This is a genomic window from Kribbella sp. NPDC050124, assembly GCF_044460355.1.
In the GTDB taxonomy this organism is placed as follows: Bacteria; Actinomycetota; Actinomycetes; order Propionibacteriales; family Kribbellaceae; genus Kribbella.
This window is the reverse complement of sequence record NZ_JBITJU010000010.1, coordinates 167705-190344: the sequence shown is the minus strand read 5'-3', so window position 1 is coordinate 190344 and position 22640 is coordinate 167705. Positions and strand designations below refer to the sequence as shown.

General features: G+C 68.9%; 21 protein-coding genes. 9 read left to right on the top strand and 12 right to left on the bottom strand.

Annotation, left to right across the window (positions count from 1 at the left end):
* Nucleotides 1-20 precede the first annotated feature (20 nt).
* The 3 genes from ACIBL3_RS23880 to ACIBL3_RS23870 are packed head-to-tail and all read right to left on the bottom strand — an operon-like array spanning nucleotide 21 to nucleotide 3128.
* Nucleotides 21-821 carry a carbohydrate ABC transporter permease gene (locus ACIBL3_RS23880; protein WP_396355738.1) on the bottom strand — a complete coding sequence of 267 codons (801 nt, stop codon included), beginning with the start codon at nucleotides 819-821 and terminating at the stop codon, nucleotides 21-23.
* Nucleotides 811-1731 carry a carbohydrate ABC transporter permease gene (locus ACIBL3_RS23875; RefSeq protein ID WP_396355737.1) on the bottom strand — a complete coding sequence of 307 codons (921 nt, stop codon included), beginning with the start codon at nucleotides 1729-1731 and terminating at the stop codon, nucleotides 811-813. The genes ACIBL3_RS23880 and ACIBL3_RS23875 overlap by 11 nt, the downstream gene beginning before the upstream one ends.
* A 35-nt stretch (nucleotides 1732-1766) precedes the next feature.
* A complete protein-coding gene (locus ACIBL3_RS23870; protein WP_396355736.1) occupies nucleotides 1767-3128 on the bottom strand; it encodes an ABC transporter substrate-binding protein in 1362 nt (453 codons plus the stop codon).
* A 78-nt stretch (nucleotides 3129-3206) separates the two neighbouring features.
* Here ACIBL3_RS23870 and ACIBL3_RS23865 point away from each other — a divergent pair, with 78 nt between their 5' ends.
* From ACIBL3_RS23865 to ACIBL3_RS23845, 5 genes are all read left to right on the top strand, one after another.
* Nucleotides 3207-3350: a hypothetical protein gene (locus tag ACIBL3_RS23865; protein ID WP_396355735.1), complete on the top strand. Its 144-nt coding sequence runs from the start codon at nucleotides 3207-3209 to the stop codon at nucleotides 3348-3350.
* A gap of 17 nt (nucleotides 3351-3367) precedes the next feature.
* Nucleotides 3368-4015, top strand: coding sequence for an SIS domain-containing protein (locus tag ACIBL3_RS23860; protein WP_396355734.1), 648 nt, complete (start codon nucleotides 3368-3370; stop codon nucleotides 4013-4015).
* Complete coding sequence (locus ACIBL3_RS23855; RefSeq protein ID WP_396355733.1) at nucleotides 4012-4965, top strand: ribokinase; 954 nt, start codon at nucleotides 4012-4014, stop codon at nucleotides 4963-4965. The genes ACIBL3_RS23860 and ACIBL3_RS23855 overlap by 4 nt, the downstream gene beginning before the upstream one ends.
* A 69-nt stretch (nucleotides 4966-5034) precedes the next feature.
* Nucleotides 5035-6045: a LacI family DNA-binding transcriptional regulator gene (locus tag ACIBL3_RS23850; RefSeq protein ID WP_396355732.1), complete on the top strand. Its 1011-nt coding sequence runs from the start codon at nucleotides 5035-5037 to the stop codon at nucleotides 6043-6045.
* 62 nt (nucleotides 6046-6107) lie between these two features.
* Nucleotides 6108-6455 carry a VOC family protein gene (locus ACIBL3_RS23845; RefSeq protein WP_396355731.1) on the top strand — a complete coding sequence of 116 codons (348 nt, stop codon included), beginning with the start codon at nucleotides 6108-6110 and terminating at the stop codon, nucleotides 6453-6455.
* Between the two features lie 618 nt (nucleotides 6456-7073).
* On the opposite strand, the gene ACIBL3_RS23840 is transcribed toward ACIBL3_RS23845, so the two are convergent.
* The 4 genes from ACIBL3_RS23840 to ACIBL3_RS23825 all read right to left on the bottom strand — a co-directional run bounded on the left by ACIBL3_RS23840 (nucleotide 7074) and on the right by ACIBL3_RS23825 (nucleotide 14887).
* Entirely contained in the window at nucleotides 7074-9335 is a 2262-nt protein-coding gene (locus tag ACIBL3_RS23840) for a DUF222 domain-containing protein (protein ID WP_396355730.1), read from the bottom strand.
* A 715-nt stretch (nucleotides 9336-10050) separates the two neighbouring features.
* Nucleotides 10051-13152: a GH92 family glycosyl hydrolase gene (locus ACIBL3_RS23835; protein ID WP_396355729.1), complete on the bottom strand. Its 3102-nt coding sequence runs from the start codon at nucleotides 13150-13152 to the stop codon at nucleotides 10051-10053.
* Between the two features lie 17 nt (nucleotides 13153-13169).
* Nucleotides 13170-14063, bottom strand: coding sequence for an NAD-dependent dehydratase (locus ACIBL3_RS23830; RefSeq protein ID WP_396355728.1), 894 nt, complete (start codon nucleotides 14061-14063; stop codon nucleotides 13170-13172).
* The gene (locus tag ACIBL3_RS23825) at nucleotides 14060-14887 is read right to left on the bottom strand and encodes a phosphotransferase family protein (RefSeq protein ID WP_396355727.1); all 828 of its coding nucleotides are present in this window, start codon (nucleotides 14885-14887) and stop codon (nucleotides 14060-14062) included. Before ACIBL3_RS23825 ends, ACIBL3_RS23830 begins: the two co-directional genes overlap by 4 nt.
* A gap of 137 nt (nucleotides 14888-15024) precedes the next feature.
* Here ACIBL3_RS23825 and dapD point away from each other — a divergent pair, with 137 nt between their 5' ends.
* Nucleotides 15025-15960 carry a 2,3,4,5-tetrahydropyridine-2,6-dicarboxylate N-succinyltransferase gene (gene dapD, locus ACIBL3_RS23820; protein WP_396355726.1) on the top strand — a complete coding sequence of 312 codons (936 nt, stop codon included), beginning with the start codon at nucleotides 15025-15027 and terminating at the stop codon, nucleotides 15958-15960.
* Nucleotides 15961-16042: 82 nt separating this feature from the next.
* Nucleotides 16043-17020, top strand: coding sequence for a hypothetical protein (locus ACIBL3_RS23815; RefSeq protein ID WP_396355725.1), 978 nt, complete (start codon nucleotides 16043-16045; stop codon nucleotides 17018-17020).
* Nucleotides 17021-17084: 64 nt separating this feature from the next.
* On the opposite strand, the gene fdxA is transcribed toward ACIBL3_RS23815, so the two are convergent.
* A complete protein-coding gene (gene fdxA, locus ACIBL3_RS23810; RefSeq protein ID WP_012923087.1) occupies nucleotides 17085-17411 on the bottom strand; it encodes a ferredoxin in 327 nt (108 codons plus the stop codon).
* 115 nt (nucleotides 17412-17526) lie between these two features.
* Here fdxA and ACIBL3_RS23805 point away from each other — a divergent pair, with 115 nt between their 5' ends.
* Nucleotides 17527-18453: a GNAT family N-acetyltransferase gene (locus tag ACIBL3_RS23805; RefSeq protein WP_396355724.1), complete on the top strand. Its 927-nt coding sequence runs from the start codon at nucleotides 17527-17529 to the stop codon at nucleotides 18451-18453.
* A gap of 11 nt (nucleotides 18454-18464) precedes the next feature.
* Nucleotides 18465-18899, top strand: a complete 435-nt coding sequence (locus ACIBL3_RS23800; RefSeq protein WP_396355723.1) for a type II toxin-antitoxin system PemK/MazF family toxin — start codon at nucleotides 18465-18467, stop codon at nucleotides 18897-18899.
* On the opposite strand, the gene ACIBL3_RS23795 is transcribed toward ACIBL3_RS23800, so the two are convergent.
* The 4 genes from ACIBL3_RS23795 to ACIBL3_RS23780 form a co-directional block, all read right to left on the bottom strand.
* Entirely contained in the window at nucleotides 18896-20665 is a 1770-nt protein-coding gene (locus ACIBL3_RS23795) for a VanW family protein (RefSeq protein WP_396355722.1), read from the bottom strand. The genes ACIBL3_RS23800 and ACIBL3_RS23795 overlap by 4 nt on opposite strands.
* Before the next feature lie 111 nt (nucleotides 20666-20776).
* The gene (locus ACIBL3_RS23790; RefSeq protein WP_396355721.1) at nucleotides 20777-21295 is read right to left on the bottom strand and encodes a flavin reductase family protein; all 519 of its coding nucleotides are present in this window, start codon (nucleotides 21293-21295) and stop codon (nucleotides 20777-20779) included.
* 48 nt (nucleotides 21296-21343) lie between these two features.
* Nucleotides 21344-22255: an N-acetyl-1-D-myo-inositol-2-amino-2-deoxy-alpha-D-glucopyranoside deacetylase gene (gene mshB / locus ACIBL3_RS23785; protein WP_396355720.1), complete on the bottom strand. Its 912-nt coding sequence runs from the start codon at nucleotides 22253-22255 to the stop codon at nucleotides 21344-21346.
* Between the two features lie 53 nt (nucleotides 22256-22308).
* On the bottom strand, nucleotides 22309-22605 hold the full coding sequence (locus ACIBL3_RS23780) for a response regulator transcription factor (protein ID WP_396355719.1): 297 nt from the start codon (nucleotides 22603-22605) through the stop codon (nucleotides 22309-22311).
* Nucleotides 22606-22640 lie beyond the last annotated feature (35 nt).

Below are 22640 nucleotides of genomic sequence, written 5' to 3'. Positions count from 1 at the left end.
CCTTCATTTGAGACCGGCCTTCACTTGAGACCGGTTGTCTTCATCGCGTCGACCAGACGGCGCTGGCCCGCGACGAACACCACGACGGTCGGGATGGCCGCGATCACGGCGGCCGCGAGGATGAGGTTCCACGCCGAGGCGTACTGCCCCTGCATGCCGGAGACGCCGAGCTGGATGACCCGCAGGTCCGGGTTCCGGGTGATGGTCAGCGGCCACAGGAAGGCGTTCCAGTTGGCCAGGAAGAACAGCACCGACAGCGAGGCGAGCACCGGTCGACTGAGCGGCAGGATGACGCTCCAGTACCGCCGCCAGTAGCCGCAGCCGTCCAGGTCGGCGGCCTCCTCCAGCTCACGCGGGATGTTCAGGTAGTACTGGCGAAGCAGGAAGATGCCGAACGCGTGGAAGATACTCGGCACGATCAGGCCGGCGTAGCTGTCCAGCAGGCCGAGTTGCTTGGCGACCAGGAACAGCGGCACCAGGATCACCGGCAGCGACACCAGCAGCGTCGACATGATGCCGGAGAAGATGATCCCGCGGCCGGGGAACCGCAGCCGGGCCAGCGCGTACGCCGCCATCGAGTGGAAGAACAGCGCCACCACGGTCACCACGATCGACACGATCGCGCTGTTCATCAGGAACGTCGGCATCGGGATCTTGAACAGGACGTACTGCAGGTTGTCCAGCGTCCACCGGGTCGGCCAGCCGAAGCTGAACACGTCCTCGACCGGTTTCAGCGCGCTGATCACGATCCACAGCAGCGGCGCCACCGCGATGATCGCCAGGACGTGAGCCAGGGCCGGGAGTACGAACCTACTCCTCATCGAACCGGCCTCCCTTCGTGAACGCGAACATCAGGCCGGTGCAGGCCACCAGGATCGCGACCACGACGGTGGTCAGCGCGGCGGCGTACCCCATGTTGTTGAAGGTGAAGGCCTGCTCGTAGATGTAGAGCACGACCGTGCTGGTGGCCCGGGCCGGACCGCCCTTGGTGAGGACGAAGACCAGATCGAACGCCTGCAGGCCGGTGACCGCGCCGATCGTCGAGTTCACCACGACGAAGAAGCTGGTCGGCCGCATCAACGGCCAGATCACGAACCGGAACCGTTGCCAGGTGCTCGCGCCGTCGATCTCGGCGGCGTCCTCGAGCTCCCTCGGCACGTCCTTGAGCCCGGCCAGCAGCACCAGCATCTGGTAGCCCATCACGAACCAGACGCTGATCACCACGTAGGTGCCGAGCGCAAGCGACGGGGTCCCGAGGAAGGACACGTCACTCAAGCCGAACGGCGCCAGCAGCTTCGAGAGCGCACCACGCTTGTCGACCAGCAGGAACTGCCAGATCAGGCCGACCACGACCAGGCTGACCACGTGCGGCAGGAAGAACGCCGACCGCACCCAGCCGATCCCGCGGAAGTGGTTGCGGACCAGCATCGCCAGCGCGAAGCTCACCACGAACGCGATCGGCACGAACGTGACGACGTACGTCGCAGTGACCTTGAGCGACGCCCAGAGCTGGTCGTCACCGGCCATCAGCTTGTAGTTGGCCAGACCGACGTACTGGTAGTTGCCGAAGCCGTCGACCTTGAAGAACGCGACCCCGAAGGCGAGCACCATCGGCAGCGCGACGAAGACCAGCAGACCGAGGGTGTCCGGCGCGAGGAAGGCGTACGCCGCCAGCGCCTCGCGCCGTTTCCTGGACATCCCGGTCTTGCCGCGCGCTGCCGAAGCCTTCACCAGGGGCTTCTCGGGCGGAGCAGTTGTGGTGACCATCAGCTGATGGGCGCGCCCTGGTAGGTCTTCAGGAACGTGTCGATCCGGGACGCCGCGTCGGCCGCCGCCTTCCCCGGGTCGGCCGCGTTCAGCTGGCAGGCCTGGATGGCGTCGGCGATCGGCTGGTACACCTCCGGTGGGAACCGCGGCTCCGGCTTGCCGGTCGGCGCGATCTCGCTGACGAACTTCTTCAGCACACCCTCGGCGAAGGCGCCCTTGGCGTCCGCGGCCTCCTGCACCGACTTGCGCGGCGGCACGTTCGTCTTCACCACGGTGTTCCACTGCCGCTGCCGTTCGATGCCCGCGGCATCGGTCGAGCCGAGCGCCCAGGCGATGAACTTGGCCGCCGCCTCCGGGTTCTTGCCCTTGGCGTTGGCGACGAACGCCCAGCCGCCGAGGTCCGTGGCCGGCTTCCCGCCGTCCGGCGTCGGGTGCGGGATGATGCCGTACTTGAAGTTCTTCGCCTTCGCGCGCATGTCCGCGACCGCCCAGATGCCGCTCTGCTGCATCGCGGCCGCGCCGGATCCGAGGTTCGACACCACGTCGCCACCACCGTCACCGAGCGCCTTGCGCGGCGCCACCTTGTTCTTGATGGTGTCCTGCCAGAACTTCAGCGCCTGTACGGCGGCCGGCGAGTCGAACGCGACCTTGCCGTCCTTGATCGGAGTGCCGTCGCCCTGCCAGAGGAACGGGTACCAGGTGAAGTTCTGGTAGTAACCGGGCAGCGTCTCGAACATCACGCCGTACCGGTCCTTGCCGGTCAGTTTCTGGGCGACCGCGAGGGTCTGGTCCCAGGTCTTCGGCAGGTCCGCCTCGGACAGCCCGGCCTTCTCGAACGCGGTCTCGCTGTAGTACATCGCGAGCGGCTCGATCTCCATCGGCAGGCCGTACACCTTGCCGTCGACGCTGCGCGCCTCGAGCAGACCGGGCAGGTAGTCCGCCTTGGACTCGTCCGACAAGGCGGATCCGAGGTCCTGCAGGACGCCGCCGTTGTAGTAGCGCAAGAAGTCACCCGGGCTGATCAGGAAGATGTCCGGGCCCTGCCCCGACTGGAAGGCGGTCTGCAGCGTGGTCCCGTTCAGGTAGTCCTTGCCGGGGATGTAGCGCAGCTTGACCTTGACGTCGTTGTTCTTGTTCCACTCCTCGACGACGGAGACGAACCATTTGCTCTGCGGACCCTGATCGTCGGACGGTCCGTAGAAGTTCCAGAACGACATCTCCTTGGCGTTGCCGCCGGACTCGTCACCACCGCAGGCGGTCAGCAGCGGTACGCCGGCCGCCGAGGCAGCCAGGGCGCCGAGTCCGCCGCGCAGGATCGTGCGCCGGCTGACCGGCGTGGCAGGGAAGGATGTTGCGGCCATCAGTGCTCCAGGGGGTGTGTCGTACGGCCGACCGTGTGAAACGGTTTTTCGGGGCAATCGATTTCTCGCAATCTACGAGTGACGACCTGGCCGGTCAAGGGCCGAGCCGGTCTCGATGTGATCGAACCGGCCGTTTTCCTCGTGCAGGTGAGGGTTTCGACCTGGGTGCAGACGTTGACACTGCCCGATCCCGCTGCCTACTCTGCGGAAATCGATTTCTGAGACGAGAGGGCTTCGGGATGCCAGTTGTGCCGAACCGTGGCGATGTCGAGGCGCCACGGGATCTGGTCGCGTTGGGGCTGCAGGCGGCGCGGAACGCGATCGAGACCGAGGCCGCGGCCGTGTCCGCGCTGGCGGACCGGCTGGACGGGGTCTTCCTGGACGTGCTGATCGCGGTCGCCGGCTGCGAGGGTCACCTGGTGGTGACCGGTCTCGGCAAGTCCGGGCTGGTCGGCCGCAAGATCGCCGCCACGCTGGCGAGCACGGGTACGCCGGCGACCTTCATCCACTCCGGCGACGCGCTGCACGGCGACTCGGGCGCGGTGACTTCTCGCGATCTCGTTCTCGCCCTGTCCGCGTCCGGCGAGACGGCGGAGGTGTGCGCGTTCGGCCGGATGCTGCGTGAGCGGGAGATCCCGGTGATCGCGATGACGGGCAACGAGGAGTCCACGCTGGCCCGGATCTCGACGTACACACTGGACACGATGGTGTTGCGCGAGGCGGATCCGTTGAATCTTGCCCCGACCGCGTCGACCACCGCGGCGCTCGCGATGGGTGACGCGCTGGCCTGCGCGCTCGTCGTACTGCGGGACTTCAGTCACCACGACTTCGCCCGGTTTCATCCATCGGGAGCACTCGGCCGGCGACTGCAGGGGGAAGACGCATGAGCTCGTACGACGTGTGCGTGCTCGGATCGTTCATGAAGGACCTGGTCGCCTCGGCCGAACGGCGGCCGTTGCCCGGGGAGACCTTGCACGGCACCGGGTTCGCCGAGTTCCTTGGCGGGAAGGGCGTCAACCAGGCGATCGCGGCGGCGCGGATGGGTGCGCGGACGGCGATCGTCGGGACGATCGGCGAGGACCGGTACGGCGAGGAGTTCCTCGAGCTGCTCGAGTCCGACGGCGTCGACACCTCGTGGGTCGTCCGGCACCCTTCGCTCGGAACCGGTGTCGGACTGCCGCTGGTCCTGCCGGACGGCGGCAACTCGATCATCATCGTGTCCCGCGCGAACGCGGCGATCACGGCTGCCGACGTCGAGGCTGCGGCGGACGTGCTGACGGACAGCGCCGTACTCAGCGTCCAACTGGAGCTCCCGGTCGAGGCGAGCCGAGCTGCCCTCCGGCTCGCCTCGACCGCGGGTGTCACCACGATCCTCACCCCGGCTCCGGTCAGTCCGGTCGATCGGCTGCTGGCGTCGTACGTCGACATCCTGGTGCCGAACGAGGTCGAGGCAGCCGCATTGACCGGGCTGGACTGCGACGACGAGTCGCAGGTGCCGATCATCGCCCGCAAGCTCGCGGACGAGTGGAATCTGCGTGGTTGCGTGGTCACGCTCGGGTCGCGTGGCGCCTTCGTGGTCGACCGCTCCTCGTCCTCTGCGGCGGTATGGATCGAGCCGCATCAGGTGGCGACAGTCGACACGGTCGGCGCCGGCGATGCGTTCTGCGGGTCCTTGGCCGCTTCACTCGCCGCGGGTGCTGAGCTGGTGGACGCCGTACGACTGGCGAATGCAGCGGGTGCTTTGTCGACCACAGTCAACGGAGCCGCCGACTCGGCCCCGGACCGCGCCGCCGCCCTCGCCCTGCTGGATGGCGCGGCCTTTCCAGTCGGTCCGTGAGATCCTTTTCCCCGGATCGGAGTTAGAGTGCGATCCAGACGATCTACTGGACTCCAGCGGGGAGCGGGCATGACGACGATCTACGACGTCGCGCGTAGATCCGGCGTGTCTCCGGCCACCGTCTCGCGGGTGCTGAGCGGTCGGCGCAACGTGGACCCGGAGCTGTCGGAGAAGGTGCGGGCTGCGGTGGCCGAGCTCGGCTACCGGCCGAACGGCGTGGCCAGAAACCTTCGCAAATCCAGAACGAACCTGTTGGCCGTTGTCATCTCCGACATCGAGAACCCGTTCTTCACCTCACTGGTCCGCGGTCTCGAGGACGTCGCGCAGACCGAGGGCTATCACGTCGTCTTGTGCAACTCCGATGAGGACCCGGCCAAGGAGGCCGCTTACGCTTCCGCCGTACTGACCGAACAGATGGCCGGCGTGGTGATCTCGCCGACCAGTACGGCGGACGGCGTACTGCAACTCGCGGACGCGAAACTCCCGATGGTGCTGATCGACCGCCGCGTCGACGGGGTCGAGGCCGACACCGTGCTGGTCGACAACGAGCACGGTGCGCACGAGGGCGTGAAACATCTGATCGACGGCGGCTACCGGCGGATCGCGTGCATCACCGGTCCGCGCAAGGTCAGCACGGCGATGGATCGATTGGCGGGCTATCGGTCGGCGCTGCGGGCCGGCGGGATCCGGTACGACAAGGATCTGGTCCGGCACGCGGACTTCCGCGAGGCCGGCGGGTACGCCGCGATGGAGAGCCTGCTCGAGCTCGCGGAACCACCCGAGGCCTTGTTCGTCACCAACAACCTGATGACGGTCGGCGCCCTCGAGTGCCTGGCCAAGAAGGGCGTCCGCGCCCCCGCCGACATCGCCGTCGTCGGCTTCGACGACATCCCGTGGGCCGACCTCGTCGTACCCAGCCTCACCACGGTCGCCCAACCGACGTACGAACTCGGCCGCACCGCCGGGTTGCTCCTGAAAGACCGCATCGCCTCCCCCGGCCGCCCGCCGTCCACCGTCACCCTCCGCACCGAGCTCCACATCCGCGCCACCTCGGCCCCGCGCAAAGCCCGCCGGAAGTAGAACCGGACCCGGGTTACCGTGGGCGGCGACCCGATGGGCCGACTACGACCGAGGAGACGGACATGGCGGTACAACTGTTTGCGGGCATCCCGGTGCGCGACTATGCCAGCGCCCTGGAGTGGTACAAGCGGTTGCTCGGTGCTGAACCCGCCTTCTACCCGAACGACATCGAGGCCGTGTGGCAGGTGGCCGAGAACCAGTACGTGTACATCATCCAGGACACCGACCGCGCCGGCGGAGCCGTCGGCATGATCTGGGTTGACGACCCGGCCGCCGAGGTGGCCCGAATCTCTGGCCAGGGCCTGGAGCCAGTCGACATCGAGAAGCACGACTCCGTCTGGAAATACGTCTTCCACGACCCCGACGGCAACGAAACCGGCATCGGCGGCCAAATCTCACCGCCCGAATAATCACCGTCCGCACGCCAGCGCGGCTGCGGTAGTCGCTGCCGTTGAGCACTTGGGGCGGCGGCCAGCTGGCAACTTCGGCCGGCTTCAATCGGCCGTAGTTCCCGCTGGTCCGGATCTCCTCGAGGACGGCAGGAACACCGAGCCGGACAAGCGGTTGGTAACCATCCCCGTCCGCGAAGGCGTTGCAGGTTCAACAGACCGCACACGTCAGCACAGATCACCTGGCCGCCGACCGGCGGATCGTCGTACAGGTTGACAGTGCGCGCCACCTTCACCGCGAATGCTCTTGCATTCGGCCAGGTACTCGATCAGCCCTGACAGGCTCCCGGGCTCCACCTCGTTGCAACGCCGCGAATCCTGTTCGTTCAACGCGTAGCCGCACCCGATGCACCGACTGCTGCAATGTGACAACCCCCGCGCGCATGCGACGTCAACGCCAAACATCGCCGCCGTCCCCACTGCACCCCGCCCCCAGAACGCACGCCGGCACCAGCCCCTCCGATCCAGCGAGCGTACGAACGCTTCAGATGTCGAGCCACCGCGAGCGGACCAATCCATCTCGTCAGCGTTGCCATCTGGAAACCGGCGAGGCTGTCATTCCCGTGCAGGTTCTGATGCCTAGCAGGCCTCAGAACCTGGTTCTGGTGCTCGGTGGGTGCCGGTCGGGTCGACGTGGAAGGCGAACCCGTTCGGGCTCGTCCATTCCAGCGTTCTGCGATCGAGACGGCGGACCTGCCAGCGGCCGTGGGTCTTGATCCGGTGTGGGAACCGGCGCAGCGGAACAAGATTGGTGGTACTGGTCTGCCCCGGCGGCCCGAGCGGGTCGTAGGGCTGGATGTGATCCAGGTCCATGGCCGGGTGCGTCTCGCGCGAACCGTACGGGAACAGCTCGACCGGGTGGGTGAGCCGGACCCGTTCACGGATCCGGTCGGGGATCTCGTAGGCGTCGACACTGACCGCGTCGTTGAGATCGATGACCGGCTTGACGGTGTACGGGCCGTGCCCGACCAGCCCGGCGAGCTGGGTCGCGAGCAGCGGGCCAATGCCCTCGGCGCGCAGCACCCCGGTCCCGGTGGCGAGGGTGTGGTCGGTGAGGTGCACGTAGACCTCGGTCTGCCCCGGCCGCGTCGCCCGGCCCGAGCCCGGGTCGGCATACGCATCCCGCCGGATCTGTGTGAGCCGGGCCTCCAGCACCCGCCGCGCCGCGGCATCCATCGGCTCCCCATCCACGGCGTCGTCGAGGCGCAGCCCCGGCTCGAACGGCTCCACCACCTCACCAAACGGCACGTCCAGCGGATCAGGCAGGTCGCTGTCGCCGGGGTACGGCGCATCGCGATCGGCCTCGTCCTCCAGCCCCGGCTCACCCCAGTCCACCAGCAGCCCGTCATCACCCGACCAGCCACCCCGGCCGTCACCACTCCGTCCACAACCACCACGCCCACCACGCCCACTGCGCCCAGCACGGCGCTCGGCAGTGCGTGCCGGCGCCGCGGCCGACGCCGCTGGCGGCTCGGCTGGCGGCTCGGCTGGCGGCTCGGCTGGCGGCGCGATGGTCGGAGCAGGAGCCAGGCCGACGGTCGTCGCCTCGCCGTCGATCACCGAGCCAACCGCCGATGCAATGCCGCGGCCGGTAGTCGGAGCTCCGCGATGGTCGGCGGTCGTCGTCTCGCTGTCGATCGCCGGGTCGGCCGCCTGCGCGCTGCCGCGACCGGTAGTCGGGGCTCGGCGTTGGTCGGTGGCCGTCACCTCGCTGTCCATCACCGAGCCAGCGGCGGGCGCGCTGCCGCGGCCGGAAGATGGGGCGCTGCGTTGATCAGTGGCCAGTGCGGCCGTCGAGGCGGCACCCCAGGCGGACGAGGTTCCGGGGGTTTGGGTGGTGCCCGACGCGGTGCTTTGGTTCGTGCCCGCGCCAGCGTCTGGGACGGTGCCCGGACCAGTCGAGGCGCCAGTTGTCTGGGCGCTGGGCGGCCTGGGGCTGTCGGGGCTTCGGTGGGTGGTGGTCGGGGTGGTGGGTGCGGCTGGTGGGTTGGTGTGGGTGGGCGGCGGTGGTTCGGGTGGGGTCGTGCCGGCCGTTGAAGGGGCGGCGGCCGGGGTGTTGGCGAGTAGTTGGTGGGCTTGGCGGAGGAGTTCTTCGGTGTAGCGGGGGTCGGCGATGATGCCGACCGCGTCGGCGCGGCGACGCTGCAGGGAGGCGGTGTCGCCGAGGATTTTGAGGGCTTCGGCGATGCTGGTGAGGCGGGCATCGAACCGGATTGCGGCGCCGGTGGCGGTGCGGATGTAGATCTTCTTGGTGCCGTGCTCGTCGCTACGGCCCAGATAGACGCCGCGTTCGCGGGCCTTCTCCTCGGCCTTGGCCCGGGCGGCCTCGGGGTCGGCGTGCTTCTTCGCGGCCTCGACGATCTTGTCCAGCCGGCCAGGAGTGAGCGAGTCGACGACGCGAGCGACGCGGCGGTCCACGGCGCCGGCGGCCTCGAGTGGCAGGTCGAGGCAGGCGGTGGCGATCTTGCGGGCTCGCCACGGGGTCGCCGCGCCGGCCTGGACGCGAGCCCAGGTGAAGGGGAGGCGGTGCCGCAGGGCCAGCGCCTGGCCGATGAAGTCGGCGGCCGCGCCCGGCGAGATGCCGAGCACCGCGCCGAACTCGGCCGGGGCGAACTCGGCGATCTCCGGGCAGCCGTCGCCGCCCAGGACGACGGCGCGTTCGCGGCCGTCGCGGGGGTGCCGGGTCGGGCGGGGTGTGCAGGCGTCGGGGTGGTGGTGGTCGGCGTAGAGCTGGGCGTGTTCGAGGAGGCGGGCGTCGAGGCGGTTGGCCTCGGCGCGGTGCGCGGCGGCCGATGCCAGCAGGTCGGCGGTCGCGAGGGTGGTGAGATCTCCTTCGAACATGTGTTCGATCTTATCGTGCTGCTCGCGGCCACACAAACTCAGCGAGGCTCATTTTTCCTTATCCACAAGGGGAAAGATCACATGTGAGCAGTTCCGTTGGTTCTGCGCGATTTGGCTGAGGCGGCATTAGTCCGGTGCGGCGTGGCGCGGCATGTGGCTCTCTCATCGGCAAGCTCGTGGGAGTCGTTGCTGAATGCAACGGTGGGACAGCGCTGACGGAGTACTGGTGTCATACGCGCATCGTGCCATCGAGCGGAGGCTTCGTTGGGTTCGCCTTCGGTCGATGGGATGCCGACCACGCTGGCTGGTGATAGCTGCCGCGGAGTGGTGTCCGTGCATATCCCGGGCCTGCCTGCTCAGTGGGTTCGCGTACTGCGCCGGTGCGTGCACACGCGGCCGGTGGTGGTCCGAGGAACTGCTGTCACGCGGCGGTGCGGTTCCGCCGCGATGCGGTTCAACTGTCACAACCGATCTGGTGGGCGCGCTTGACGTGAGCCCGCCAGCGGCGACGGCGGGGAAGGACAACCGCTGCCGCGAGCACAGTCACCGAGGCAGCCGCGCAGCGGTCTCATGTACTTCTAGCCAACCCCCAGACAGTGGCCGGCGCCAACGACGTCGACGCGGGACACCAGTGCGCGCATACCCGCCGCAGGCGGCCAAGGACAGCCGCCGCGTGGCAGTGTCCTTGTGGCGGCTGGCTTGTTTGGCGGTGGGGTTAGTGGAGGAGTTCTAGTTGGGTGAGGGGGGTGGGGGTGGTGGTTAGGCGGTAGTGGGTGAAGGGGGCGGGGGTGGGGATTTGGAAGGGGCGGGTTTGGTGGGGCCAGGGGAAGGTTTCGTTGTGGCGTTCGTCTAGGAGGGTCCAGGTCGTGCCGTCCGTGGAGGCTTCCAGGCGCCATGCGAGAGGTGAGGACGTGGTCTCGCCGGAGGTGAGGGTGTAGAAGGTGGCCAGGCCGGGTTCGGGGAGGGACCAGGTGACAGGGCTGTCCACGACCATGGAGGTAGTGGAGGTGTCGTCGAACAGCGGGTGGTCCTGGCGTGGGATGAGGTCGACCAATGGGGTCGGGATCGCGTCGTCGGTAGTCAGGGACGGCGGGGTGTCCAAGGTGGCCCAGTCCGATGGGGCCGGGCCGAGGATGAACTCGATGCGGCGGGCCGACCGGAGCTCAAGATCACTGATTGATGCTACCGGCAACTGCTTGCCGTCGACCAGAACGTCCTGCACGTAAGGGTGTTCGTGGTTCTCCGCAGTGATCTCGATCGGACTCCCACCGAGAGGCGTCACCACTACACGGGCGAACAGCGGCGAGCCGATCGCGTACTCCGGCGCCCCGACCCGGAGCGGATAGATGCCGAGGGCACCGAACAGGTACCACGCCGACATCTCGCCGTTGTCCTCGTCTCCCGGGTACCCCTGCCCGATCTGCTCCCCCACGAACAGCCGCTGCAGCACCTCACGGACGATCGCCTGCGTCTTGTGCGGCGTACCGGCGTAGTTGTACATCCACGCGATGTGGTGCGCCGGCTGGTTGCTGAAGCCGAACTGCCCCATCCGGACGGCCTGCGCCTCGAGCATCTCGTGGATGACGATCGAGTAGGTGCCCTTCTTCACCGCGAGCTCCGGCGTGGCGAAGAACTCGTCGAGCTTCGCCTCCAGCCCACGCGGCCCGCCGTACAGGTTGGCCAGGCCCCGAGGGTCGTGGGCGACGTGGAACGCGAAGTTCCAGCCGCAGGTCTCGGTGAAGTCGCCGCCCCACTCACACGGGTCGAACTCGTCCGGCGTCTTGGCGAACTGCCCGTCCGGCCGCCGCCCCTGGAAGAAGTCAATCGCCGGGTCGAACAGCAGCACGTAGTTCAGCGAGCGACGACGCAGGTACGACGCTTCCTCGCGCAAGCGGGCCCGTCGTTCGTCGGGCACGGACGGGTCGTCCGCCAGCCGCGAGGCCATCGCGGCCAGACCGAAGTCGTTGAGGTACGCCTCGAGCGCCCACGACACGCTTTCCTCGGTGTCGGTGCTGACGTAGCCGGCGAAGAAGCCGGTCTCCGCACCCTTGCGCCCCACCTCGGTCGCTGGGGAGGCGACAGTCGCGTTCCGCAGACCGGCGTCGTACGTCGCCAGTGGGTCAGGCAGCGGCACACCGCGCAGGTATGCGTCGGCGAAGGCGACGTCGGAGCTGGTGCCCGTCATGCAGTCGGCGTACCCCGGGGAGGACCAGCGGGCGATCCAGCCGCCGTCGCGGTACTGCTGGACGAAGCCGTCGACCAGTTCGGCCGCCAGCTCCGGGTACAGGAACGCGTAGGCGGGCCAGGCGGTGCGGTAGGTGTCCCAGAAGCCGCTGTTCACGTACATCTTGCCGGGCTTGACGACCGCGTTGGTCTCGCGGTTGGTCGCCGTACCTTCTACCGGAACCACAGGGCTCGCGTAGCGATATGAGGGCTGGTCGGAAGTGCCCGCGTTCTCGAAATGGGAGTTCGGGTAGAGGTTGAGGCGGTAGAGGCTGCCGTAGACCGTGCGCAGCTGCGGCTCGGTCGCACCCTCGGGCCGGATCACCTGCAGGCGCTCGTTCCAGGCGGCGTTGGCGGCCTGCCGGATGTCGTCGAAGGAGCGGTCGGCGAGTTCGAGCTCGAGGTTGTGCGCGGCCTGGTCGACGCCGATGAAGGACGTCGCGATCCGCAGGGTGACCTCGTCGATCGCCTCGAAGCTGACCGCACGGGCGTTGTCTCGGCCGCCGACCGTCGGACCGAAATCAGCGGGCGCATGCGAGAAGACGCCGTAGCAGTACATCCGGGTGCGCCCGAACTCCGAGCCGTTTTCGACCCAGCCGGTCAGCGCGGTTCCGTCGTACTCGAAGAAGCCGTGCTCGTCGATGGTGACGAAGATCAGGTGCCGTCCGGCGGCGTCCGCAGGGAAGGTGAAGCGGAAGATCGCGCCGTGGTCGGTCGGCGCGAGTTCGGCGCTGACGCCGTTCGCGAGCCGGACCGAGTAGAGATCCGGGCGGGCGATCTCGTCATCGTGGCTGAAGGCGGCGGCGCGGGCGGCCGGGTCGCCGAGCGGTTCGGCGGCTGCCACGGGCATGATCGACAGCTGGTCGCGGTCGCCCATCCACGGGCTCGGCTGGTGCGAGAAGCTCAGGCCCTGGAGCTCGGGGCGGTTGTCGGCGTTGTTGGCCCGGTGGTACTCGTACGGCCAGCGGTGGGTCGAGGCGTCCGTCACCGGGGTGAGGAAGTTGAAGCCGTTCGGCCAGGCGGTGATCGGCAGCGTGTTGCCGCGGGAGAAGTCGTGGCTGGCGTTGGTGCCGCGCCGGGTGTCGACGTACGCCGTCAGGTCCGAGCCGTCCAGTCGCGCCGGCGCCGGGCCCAGCTCCAGGTCGTCGATCCAGCCCTCGAACTCCGTGCCGGAGTCCGGCGCGTCGACAGTCAGGACCACCTGGTCGACGGTGCGCCCGGCGGCCGCGGTGAGGTCGACCTGGACGTCGTTCCACTGGTTCGCGTACAGGATCTTGGCCGTGCCCTGACCGGCGGCGTCGAACGGCATCCCGTACTGGTCCAGTACGCCGAGCTCCGACAGGCGGCCGCCGTCGGTGAAGACCAGGTCCACAGCGGCGTACGTCGCGGAGTACTCGAGCTGCACGTCGAGCTCCGGGTAGATGAGGTACCGCAGCCGGTCCCCCGGCCGCACCACGTGGTCACCTGCCTGGAGCGCAGCCTCCTGGCGACCGCCCGTCGTACCGGAGTACCGGGTCGCGTTGACGCTGCTGAAACCGACGCCGCTCGGGCTCGTCCGGCCGCCGACCGGACCTCCACCTGTCTCGATGATCACCTGCGCAATGCTACGTATCAGTGTGGGGGTGGGGGCGGCGTGTTCCCTGCTTGGACCCAGGCGACGTAGTCCCGGGCGATCTCGGTGTCGGCGCGGAGGGTCAGGCCGGCGGCGAGGGCACGGGAGTTGTCGAGCTGGAAGGTGCCGTCGTTGGAGCCGTCGTGTGGCAGGTGGAAGCGGTCCTCGGCCGGTGACCAGTCGATCGCGGGTGGATCGGGTACGACGGAACGCCAGGCGTCGGCCAAGTCCGCCATGGTGGTGGAGCGGCCGACCGCGTTGAACGGGCCCGGGATGCGGTTGACCGTGATGTGCAGCAGGAAGGCGGCCAGGTCGCGGGCGTCGACGTACTGGATGGGCTGGTTGGGGCGGGCGGCGCACCCGAGGGGCTTGCCGTGAGCGAGCGCCTCGCCCCAGTTGCCGAAGTCGGGGTTGTAGGGGCCGACGACGAACCCGGAGCGGACCGCTGAGGTGTGGTCGCCGAACTGGGCGTTGAGCAAGGACTCGCAGCGGACCTTGGAGGGGCCGTAGAGGTCCATGGTGAAGCGGTCCTCTGGCGCGCCGTCCGGCCACGGGAGCAACGCGGAGTCCTCCGTCATCCCGGGGGTGATCTTGCTGGCGTAGACCGCGATCGACGACATGTACGTGTAGTGGCCGGCGCGGTCCCGGAGCAGCTCGGCGGAGCGCCGTACGTCATGAACCAGGAAGCCGGACATGTCGATCACGCCGTCCCACTCCCCCGCCGCCAGTGCGCCCGGCTGGGACCGCGAGCCGCTCAGTCGACGGACTTCCGGAAACAGCGACGGGTTGGTGAGGCCGCGGTTGAAGAGGGTGACGTCGTGACCGTCGCGGAGTGCGGTCTCGACCACGTGGCGGCCGAGGTTCTTGGTGCCGCCGAGCACGAGGAGCTTCATGACAGTTGCGCCACCACGTCTTCCAGCTCGGTGAGCAGGCCGTCGATCCAGTTCTTGGACTCGGGGATCGTTCGCAGGCCCTCCTCGACGATGAAGCGCAGCGCGATGAGGTAGAAGCAGCCGCCGCCGACGAGCAGCTGCCGGTCGACCAGCGCCGGATCGGCACCGGTGGCTCCGAGGTAGCGGGCGACGATCGGTCCGCGGTCGTGGCCGAGGGCAACGGCATCGCGGATCAGCGTGTAGAGGTCGCTGAGGTGCGGCGCCAGGTAGGCGCCCGGCCAGTCGATCGCGGTCCAGCGCGTGCCGTCCGTCACCAGGTTCTTCGGCACGAAGTCGCCGTGCACGACCGCTGTCGGCGCGTCCCGGTGCAACGCGGCCAACGCCTCGGCCAGCGGCGCGAGGTCGAACTCGATCCGGCCGATCCGGTCCGCGAGCTCCTTCACCCGCTCCGCCGGAAACTCGCTCGCGCCGTCCACCGGTTGCCGGCGGATCGTCGCGAGGAGCTCGGCCGCGGCGGCGAACCCGTCGGCACTCGGCTCCTGCTCCAGCGTCACCCGCCCGACATCCGCCAGGATCATCACGCCCGCGTCGCCGTCGCGATGCTCGTGGATCAACCGAGGCGCCGGCAGACCAAGCGGTACGACGAACCGCTCGTAGGCACGCGCCTCGTCGGCTTGCCCGTCCGTCCCCCGCTTCGCAATCACACTCCGCAGCCCGAAAGACAGCCGCCAAACCTCCGACGACCCCCACTGCCTGAGCAGCTCCCCATGCAACGCCCCAACCGCGGGCGCCTCGGTCGCCTCCACCAAAGGACCAGCAACCACCTCAAGCCACCTCGGAAGCATCCGCCGAGTAGACCACACGCAGCAGCACCACCGCCCGCGATTAACCAGGCGGCAACGGAGGACCACAGAATGGCCTGGTTGGCAGGTACTTCGCGGGGTCTGGCAGGCTTTGGGGTATGAACGCCACGCATGCTTGGGGCTTTGGCCTCGCGACCGTCACTGCTGCCGGGTCTGTGCTCGATGTCTGGTTCCCGGCTCCTGAGCTCGGCACCAAGCCGGCGGACGCGAAGGCGCCGGCTGAGTTGATCGCCGCCGAGGGCAACGACGAGCTGCGGCAGGTACGGCGTGAGGTCGTGTCGGCCGAGGTCACGCTCGACGAGGCCCCGGACGGCAGCACCGCCGACGCTTACCTGCGCCTGCACCTGCTGTCGCACCGGCTGGTTCGCCCACACGGCGTGAACCTGGACGGCATCTTCGGCGCCCTGCCGAACAACGCGTGGACGTCGCTCGGCCCAGTCCCGGTCGACCAGATCGAGCAGGTCCGGCTGCGGGCGCGGGCGGCCGGGCAGTACCTGACCGTCACGAGTGTCGACAAATTCCCCCGGATGACGGACTACGTCGTACCGAGCGGGGTCCGGATCGGCGACGCGGACCGGGTCCGGCTCGGCGCGCACGTGGCCGCCGGGACGACCGTGATGCACGAGGGCTTCATCAACTTCAACGCCGGCACCCTCGGTACGTCGATGGTCGAAGGCCGGATCGTGGCCGGGGTCGTGGTGGACGACGGCAGCGACATCGGCGCGGGTTCCTCGATCATGGGCACGCTGTCCGGCGGCGGCACGCAGGTCGTGTCGATCGGCAAGCGCTGCCTGCTCGGCGCGAACGGCGGCACCGGGATCTCGCTCGGCGACGACTGCGTGGTCGAGGCCGGACTGTACGTGACGGCCGGCACCAAGGTCACCCTGCCGGACGGCAGCGTGGTGAAGGCGCGGGAGCTGTCCGGCCAGCCGGGCCTGCTGTACCTGCGCAACTCGGTCACCGGCGCCGTCGAGGCCCGGCCGCGCACAGGTGAGGGCATCACGCTGAACGAGGCTCTGCACGCCAACGCGTGAACCAGCGGCAGGTCCAGCGCGTCAACCACTTCGTGACCCATCGTCAGGAACCCCGGCCCCGCTCCCGAACGTTGGGAGCGGTATGCCGATAAAGCGGGGTGCCGTCATCGCCGTGGGCGCCATTGGTGCGCTCGCGCTGGCCGTCGGCGCCGCGATCAACTGGGTCGGTGACCAGGACCTCCCGTCGCTGCTGCCGCCGAAGGAGCAGTGCGAGGCCACGGTCAGCGGCGCGACCGTCGTACTAGACCTGGAGCAGGCTGAGAACGCCGCGCTCATCGCGGGAGTCGCCGTACGGCGGGGGCTGCCGGCGCGGGCGGCGACGATCGCGCTGGCGACGGCGTACCAGGAGTCGGGCCTGCGGAACCTGGCCCACGGCGACCGGGACTCACTTGGGCTGTTCCAGCAGCGGCCCTCCCAGGGCTGGGGTACGGCGGCCCAGGTGCGGGACCCGCATTACGCAGCGGGGAAGTTCTACGACGCGCTGGTGAAGATCAGGAACTACCAGACGCTCTCCGTGACGGTGGCGGCGGACCGGGTCCAGCGCAGCGCGTTCCCGAACGCATACGCGGATCACGAGGCCGATGCGCGGATCCTCGCCTCGGCGTTGACCGGGCAGTCGAAGGCTGTGTTCAGCTGCACCGTCGACCCCGACACGGTCGCTGCGGAGACGTTGGGCCGGAACGGGCTGACGCCGCGGGCGGACGCCGTACGGCGGGATCTGCTGGAGACGTTCGGGAAGCTGTCGACCGGCGGGTACGCGCCGGGCGGGATCCGGTCCGGGCACATGGAGGGCTCGGCGCACTACGAGGGCCGGGCGGTGGACGTGTTCGTGCGGCCGATCTCGGCGGCGAACACGACCAAGGGCTGGGCGATGGCGCAGTACCTGGTCGCCCGCGCGGAGCTGCTGAACATCCGCACCGTCATCTTCAGCGACAAGATCTGGACCGCCGGCCGTCGCTCCGACAGCGGCTGGCGCGACTACACCCCACCCGCCCGCTCCGGAGACCCCACGATCCTCCGCCACCTCGACCACGTCCACGTGGACGTCGTCGAGCAGTAGCCGCCCGCCAACAGGCGCGAGGCGGGGCACCACCGGCGCCCCGCCTCGCTCTGTAGCTGATTACTTACTCGTCGTGCTCCTGCGGCGGCAGGGCTGCGATGAACGGGTGGTCCTTGTCGATCTTGCCGAGCTTGGACGCGCCACCCGGGGAGCCGAGGTCGTTGAAGAAGTCGACGTTCGCCGTGTAGTAGTCCTTCCACTGCTCCGGCGTGTCGTCTTCGTAGTAGATCGCCTCGACCGGGCAGACCGGCTCGCAAGCTCCGCAGTCGACGCATTCGTCGGGGTGGATGTACAGCATCCGGTTGCCCTCGTAGATGCAGTCGACAGGGCATTCCTCGACACAGGCGAGGTCCTTCAGGTCAACACACGGCTGCGCGATGACGTAGGTCACTGCTACTCCTCCTATGACAGGCAAGCGCAGCGCTGGTCTTGGGGTGCTGCGATGCTGTGATGCAGGTATCTAGTATCACGGTAATACTTCGCCCACTCTGCCAGGAGTCCGCATCGTGTCAGGCTTCAGGGCCCGTGATATCGGCCACCGTGTCGTCGTCCGGCACCGGATCCCCGGTGGCCTGACCGACGTGATCGGTGTCCTCCAGTCCGGGGACCCGGAGGGCCTTGTCGTTCGGCACGCTGACAGCAGTCTGCACGAGATTCGTGTCAGCGATGTGACGGCGGCGAAAACGATCCCGGAGCTGCCGCTGCGGCCGGTCGACGTGGAGCAGCTGTTCCTGACCACCGCCCTCGGCCGGCCTGCGGTCGAGACGACGTACCTCGGGGAGTGGTTGCTGCGGGCATCGTCAGGCTGGACCGGCCGGGCCAACTCGCTGCTGCCCGCGGGCGACCCCGGGATGCCGGTGGCCGAGGCGCTCAAGCACGCTGAAGCCTTCTACGACGAGCGCGGACTGCCGCCGCTGGCGCTGGTCCGGCTCGGCAGCCCCGAGGAGGCGGAGTTCCGGTCCTGCGGGTGGATCGACGCCCGCCCCGGCCAGTCCGACGTACTGGTCATGCACACCACGCTCGACCACGTGAACGCTGCTCCGGCGTACGACGTACTGGTCGCGGAGCAACCCGATCCGGCCTGGTACGCGGCCGCCTTCGACGGGCCGGTGCCCGAGCCCGCCCCGACCGTGATGGAGGGCGCACCGAAGGCCGTGTTCGCCTCGATCACGGTGGACGGCAAGGCGGTGGCCGTCGGGCGGGGCTCGATGACCGGTCACTGGCTCGGTGTGGACGCGATCCGGGTGGACCCGTCGTACCGGCGCCGTGGCCTCGGTACGGCGCTCCTGCAGGGCCTGGCGCGGTGGTCAGGGCCGCTCGGTGGCCGCCGTACCTACCTCGAGGTCCTGGAGAAGAACACACCCGCCGTGACGGCCTACCAGCACCTCGGCTACCAGCCCGCCTACCGCTACCGCTATCTGACCAACCGCTAACCTCGGATCCCATGGCGGATCATGTGGCGGAGCGGCCTGAGTACGCGGGGGACTTTGAGGGGACGGTGCACGTCGAGTACACGCCGCACCCGGACGACGGGGTGGCGGACCCGGGCGAGATCGTCTGGACCTGGGTGCCGTTCGAGGAGGACCACAACCGGGGCAAGGACCGGCCGGTGCTGGTCGTCGGGTCGGACGGGCCGTGGCTGCTGGCGCTGATCCTGACCAGCAAGGACCACGACCGGGACGCCGCCGACGAAGCCCGCTGGGGCCGGGTCTGGCTGGACATCGGGGGCGGCGCGTGGGACCGCGACGGTCGCCGCAGCGAGGTGCGCCTGGACCGGGTGCTCCGGATCGACCCGGCCGAGGTACGGCGCGAAGGCGCGGTGATCGGCGAGGACCTGTTCAACCAGGTCGCCGCCGAGCTCCACAAACTGGGGGGTTAACCGGGCGGGCGGGTGGTCGTGGTCGGGTTGCCCGTGCCCGGCGGGGTGGTGGACGCCGGCGGTGGCGTCGTACCCGGCTTCGGGCCGCAGCGGATGTCATCGGCCGCGTTGTACTTCGTGGTGAACGACTCGGTCTTCGCCCGGACGCCGTTCTTCGAGAAGTACCGGTAGATCGTGATGTCGAAACCGGGGGTCGGAGCCTGCGGGCGGCAGTTCGCCTCGGTGCTGTACACAATCTTCGGAGCACGCGGGTTGGACCGCGCCGACTGCCCAGCCGTGATGTCCCACACCTTTGTGCCCCAGATGACCACTCGGATGCTGCCCGGGCTACCCGGCGTGGATGCCCTGAAGATCGTCTGCACCAGGAGCCCGTGCCCGGAGTCGTTCAGGAACTTCAGATCCACCGACGGCCAGGCGACCGTCGCCTCCCGGCCGACCGGGTAGCGCGGAATGTAGACACTGTGCGCCTTGTGCTCGACATCCTTCAGGCCGGCGAAGAACGCGGCGTTGAAGGTCGTGGTGGCCGACTGCGACACGCCACCGCCGAGGTCGAGGACGAACTTGCCGCCATTGATGATGTTGCCCTCGGTGAACCCGTTCTCCTTGGTCCGTTCGCCGACGATCTTGTTCAGGCTGAACGTGTCACCCGGCTTCAGCAGCGTGCCGTTGATCTTGCGCGCCGCGGTGCCGATGTTGACGTTGCGGTACGGCGCGTGCGGGAACTGGGTGGTGAAGTCCCCCATCTTCTCCTTGATCCCGAGCGCGGTCGCCGCCTCGGTGGTCAGCTTGGCCTTGGTCGGGGCCAGGCCGACCTGGGCCCGGCGCTCGCCGACCGGCTTGGGCAGCACCGACAGGATGGCCGGGCCGACCTTGGCCCGGTCCACGACCAAGCCCTCCACAGCGGGGATCACCTTCGGTCCGGCGCCGACGATTTGCACCGTGGCGTCTTTCGGCAGCGTCTCCAGCGCCTTGAACCGCTCCTGGAACAACGGCTCGAGGGTCTTCGCGTTCAGCGACGGGGTGATCTGGCCGTCCTTGACGCTCACCGCGAGCGCGGGTGCGAGCTCGCGCGGCGTCAGCTCGACCGACTTCGACCCGACGGTCAGCCGGATCGGGCCGGACATGGCCGGCTCGGCGAACTCGGTCATCGCCCGCGCCATCGCCTCCGCGTCGGCCTGCGGCTTGGTCACGGTGACCGCGAGCTCGGCCGGAGTGCTGTCGGCGGGGTACGCGGCGAGCAGCGTGCTGGTCGCCTTCGCGTTGTCCAGCTGCAGGCCGTCGGCCGGCGCGTGCTGGACCGGCTTGGCGCCCTTGAAGGTGATCGTGCCGTCGGTGGCCTGCCGGTTCACCTGGGTCGCGAGCTTGGCGACGGCCGCCTGCAGCTTCGCGTCGTCCTTCTTGATCACCGGCTGGATCTCGTCGCCGCCGGTCAGGTTATGCCAGATGTGGCCCGGGGCCAGGCTGCGCCCCGCGCCCGCGGCGTCGACGGTGGCGTCCACGTCCACGCTGAGCCCAGCCTCGACGGGATCGACCTTGTACGACGACTCGCCCGCCTTCAGTGTGATCGGCTGGGCCAGCCGGTCCTTCAGGCCGGCCTCGAGCTTGGTCTTCGCGTCAGCCTCGGACAACCCGCCGACCGGGACGCCGAGCACGGTGGTGTCACCCGGGATCCTGTCACCGGCGAACGCGAAGGCTGCTCCGTAGCCCACCACGAGCACACCAAGCCCCGCCGCGGCGATGATCCCCGCGAGCTGCTGTCTCCCCACCGGACGAAGTCCTCCTGCTCGAGCCGTTGTCGGGCCGCGCCCGCACGGGGCACAAGGGCACATCCTACGGGACGGGGAAGCCCAGTCCGACCCACGGGGCAGCCCCGGCCCTCACTCGTGCGGTAGCTCTCGGTAACCGCCGATGTAGTAGATCAACGCTCCGTGATCACCTGATGCTGGTACGCCGAGACTCAGCACCTCGCCGACCACGATCGTGTGATCGCCGCCGTCGTACGTCGCCCAGGTCCGGCACTCCAGCCAGGAGAGCGAGCGTTCGATCACCGGACAGCCGGTCTTCGGGCCGGGCGTGGTGCCGATGCCGTCGAACTGGGTGTAAAGGTCGCGCCCGGAGCGGGCGAACCGGTCGGCGATCGGCTGCTGGTCCCCGGCGAGCACCGACACCGCCCAGTAGCCGCACTCCAGTACGGCGGCGTGCATCCGGACGCCCTTGTCGACGCAGACCAGCACCAGCGGCGGGTCGAGCGAGACCGAGGTGAACGCGTTCGCGGTCATCGCGTGCGCGACGCCGTCCTGCAGCGTGCTCATGATCGTGATGCCGGACGCGAACCGGCCCAGCGCCGCACGGAACTCCGCAGGCGCCACGCTCCCACTCGCCTCCGAACCCGACACCCCAGCAGCCTACTGTGGCCCGCGCCGGGCCGCCGTGCCTGCGGTGGGTCAGAGGCCGGCGAACAGGTCGTGCTCGAGGCCGTCCGGACCCGGTGCGGCGGTGCCCTTGACCAGGCGGTAGGCCTCCGAGCCCCAGATCTCGTTGCCGTTGTTGTTCGACAGTGCGAAGAACGGGCCGTCGACGGTGATCTGGGTGGCGTGCGCCTTCATCGCGTTCATCTTCTGGTCGATGTACTGCCCGGCGTCGATCACGCAGTCCAGGAACCGGTCCGGGGTGACGAACGGCCCCAGCGGGCCCTCCGGATCCATCCCCTCGAAGGTCGTGGTGTCACCGGACTCGCGCAGCTTCCGCAGGCTGTCCCGCAGGCTCGACTCGGCCATCGCGTTCCAGTAGATCTTCGGAATGTCCCAGGCCTCCCCCAGGTCCTCCCGGTATGACGAAGCACCGGCCAGCGCCGCCGCGTACGTCGCGACGCGGTGGGCCTGGATGTGGTCGGGGTGGCCGTAGTTCCCGTACTGGTCGTAGGTCACCAGCACCTGGGGCCGGATCTCCCGGATCACCGGGATCAGATCGTTCGCCGCCGAGAGCAGGTCGGCTTGCCAGAAGCTGTCCGACCGGGTCTGCGGCGGGACGTCGGCGTTACCTTCGGAGTTGTAGATCATCCCGGTATCGCGGTACTTCCCGGGCGCGCCGAGGAACCGGTGGTCGGTGACGCCGAGCTCGGCCATCGCGCTCGCGAGCTCGCCGATCCGGTGCTCACCGAGCTGGTCGCTCTGGTCCGAGGCCAGGTGGGTGAGCTCCGGGACGAGCACCTCACCCTCCTCGCCGAGCGTGCAGGTGATCAACGTGACACCGGCGCCCTCGGCGACGTACCGCGCCATCGTCACACCGTTGTTGATCGTCTCGTCGTCGGGGTGGGCGTGCACCAGCAGCAGCCGGCGATCAGGAAGCTCACTCATGCCGAAAGCCTACGTCGGGCCGCCGACAGAAAGCCCGGCGCAGGAGCGCGGGCTCAGCCGAAGCGGCGGACCAGCAGGCAGCCGGCCTGGAACCGGGACTTGGCCCCGAGACCGGCGATCAGCGCGCTGATCTCGGCCCGGACGGTGCGCAGCGACAGACCCAGCTCGCGGGCGATCGCCGCGTCCTTGGCGCCGGTCGACATCATCCGGCCGATCGCGATCTGACGGCTGGTGAGCTCCTTGACGGCCACCGGCGTACGGCGCCGCTCACCCAGCTCGTAGACGTCGCAGACGAGCTCCGGGGCGGCGTCGTCCCCGACCACCGCCGGGACGACCTGGTAGACCGGCATCGCGCACTCCTCACCAAGGATTCGAGGAGAAAATT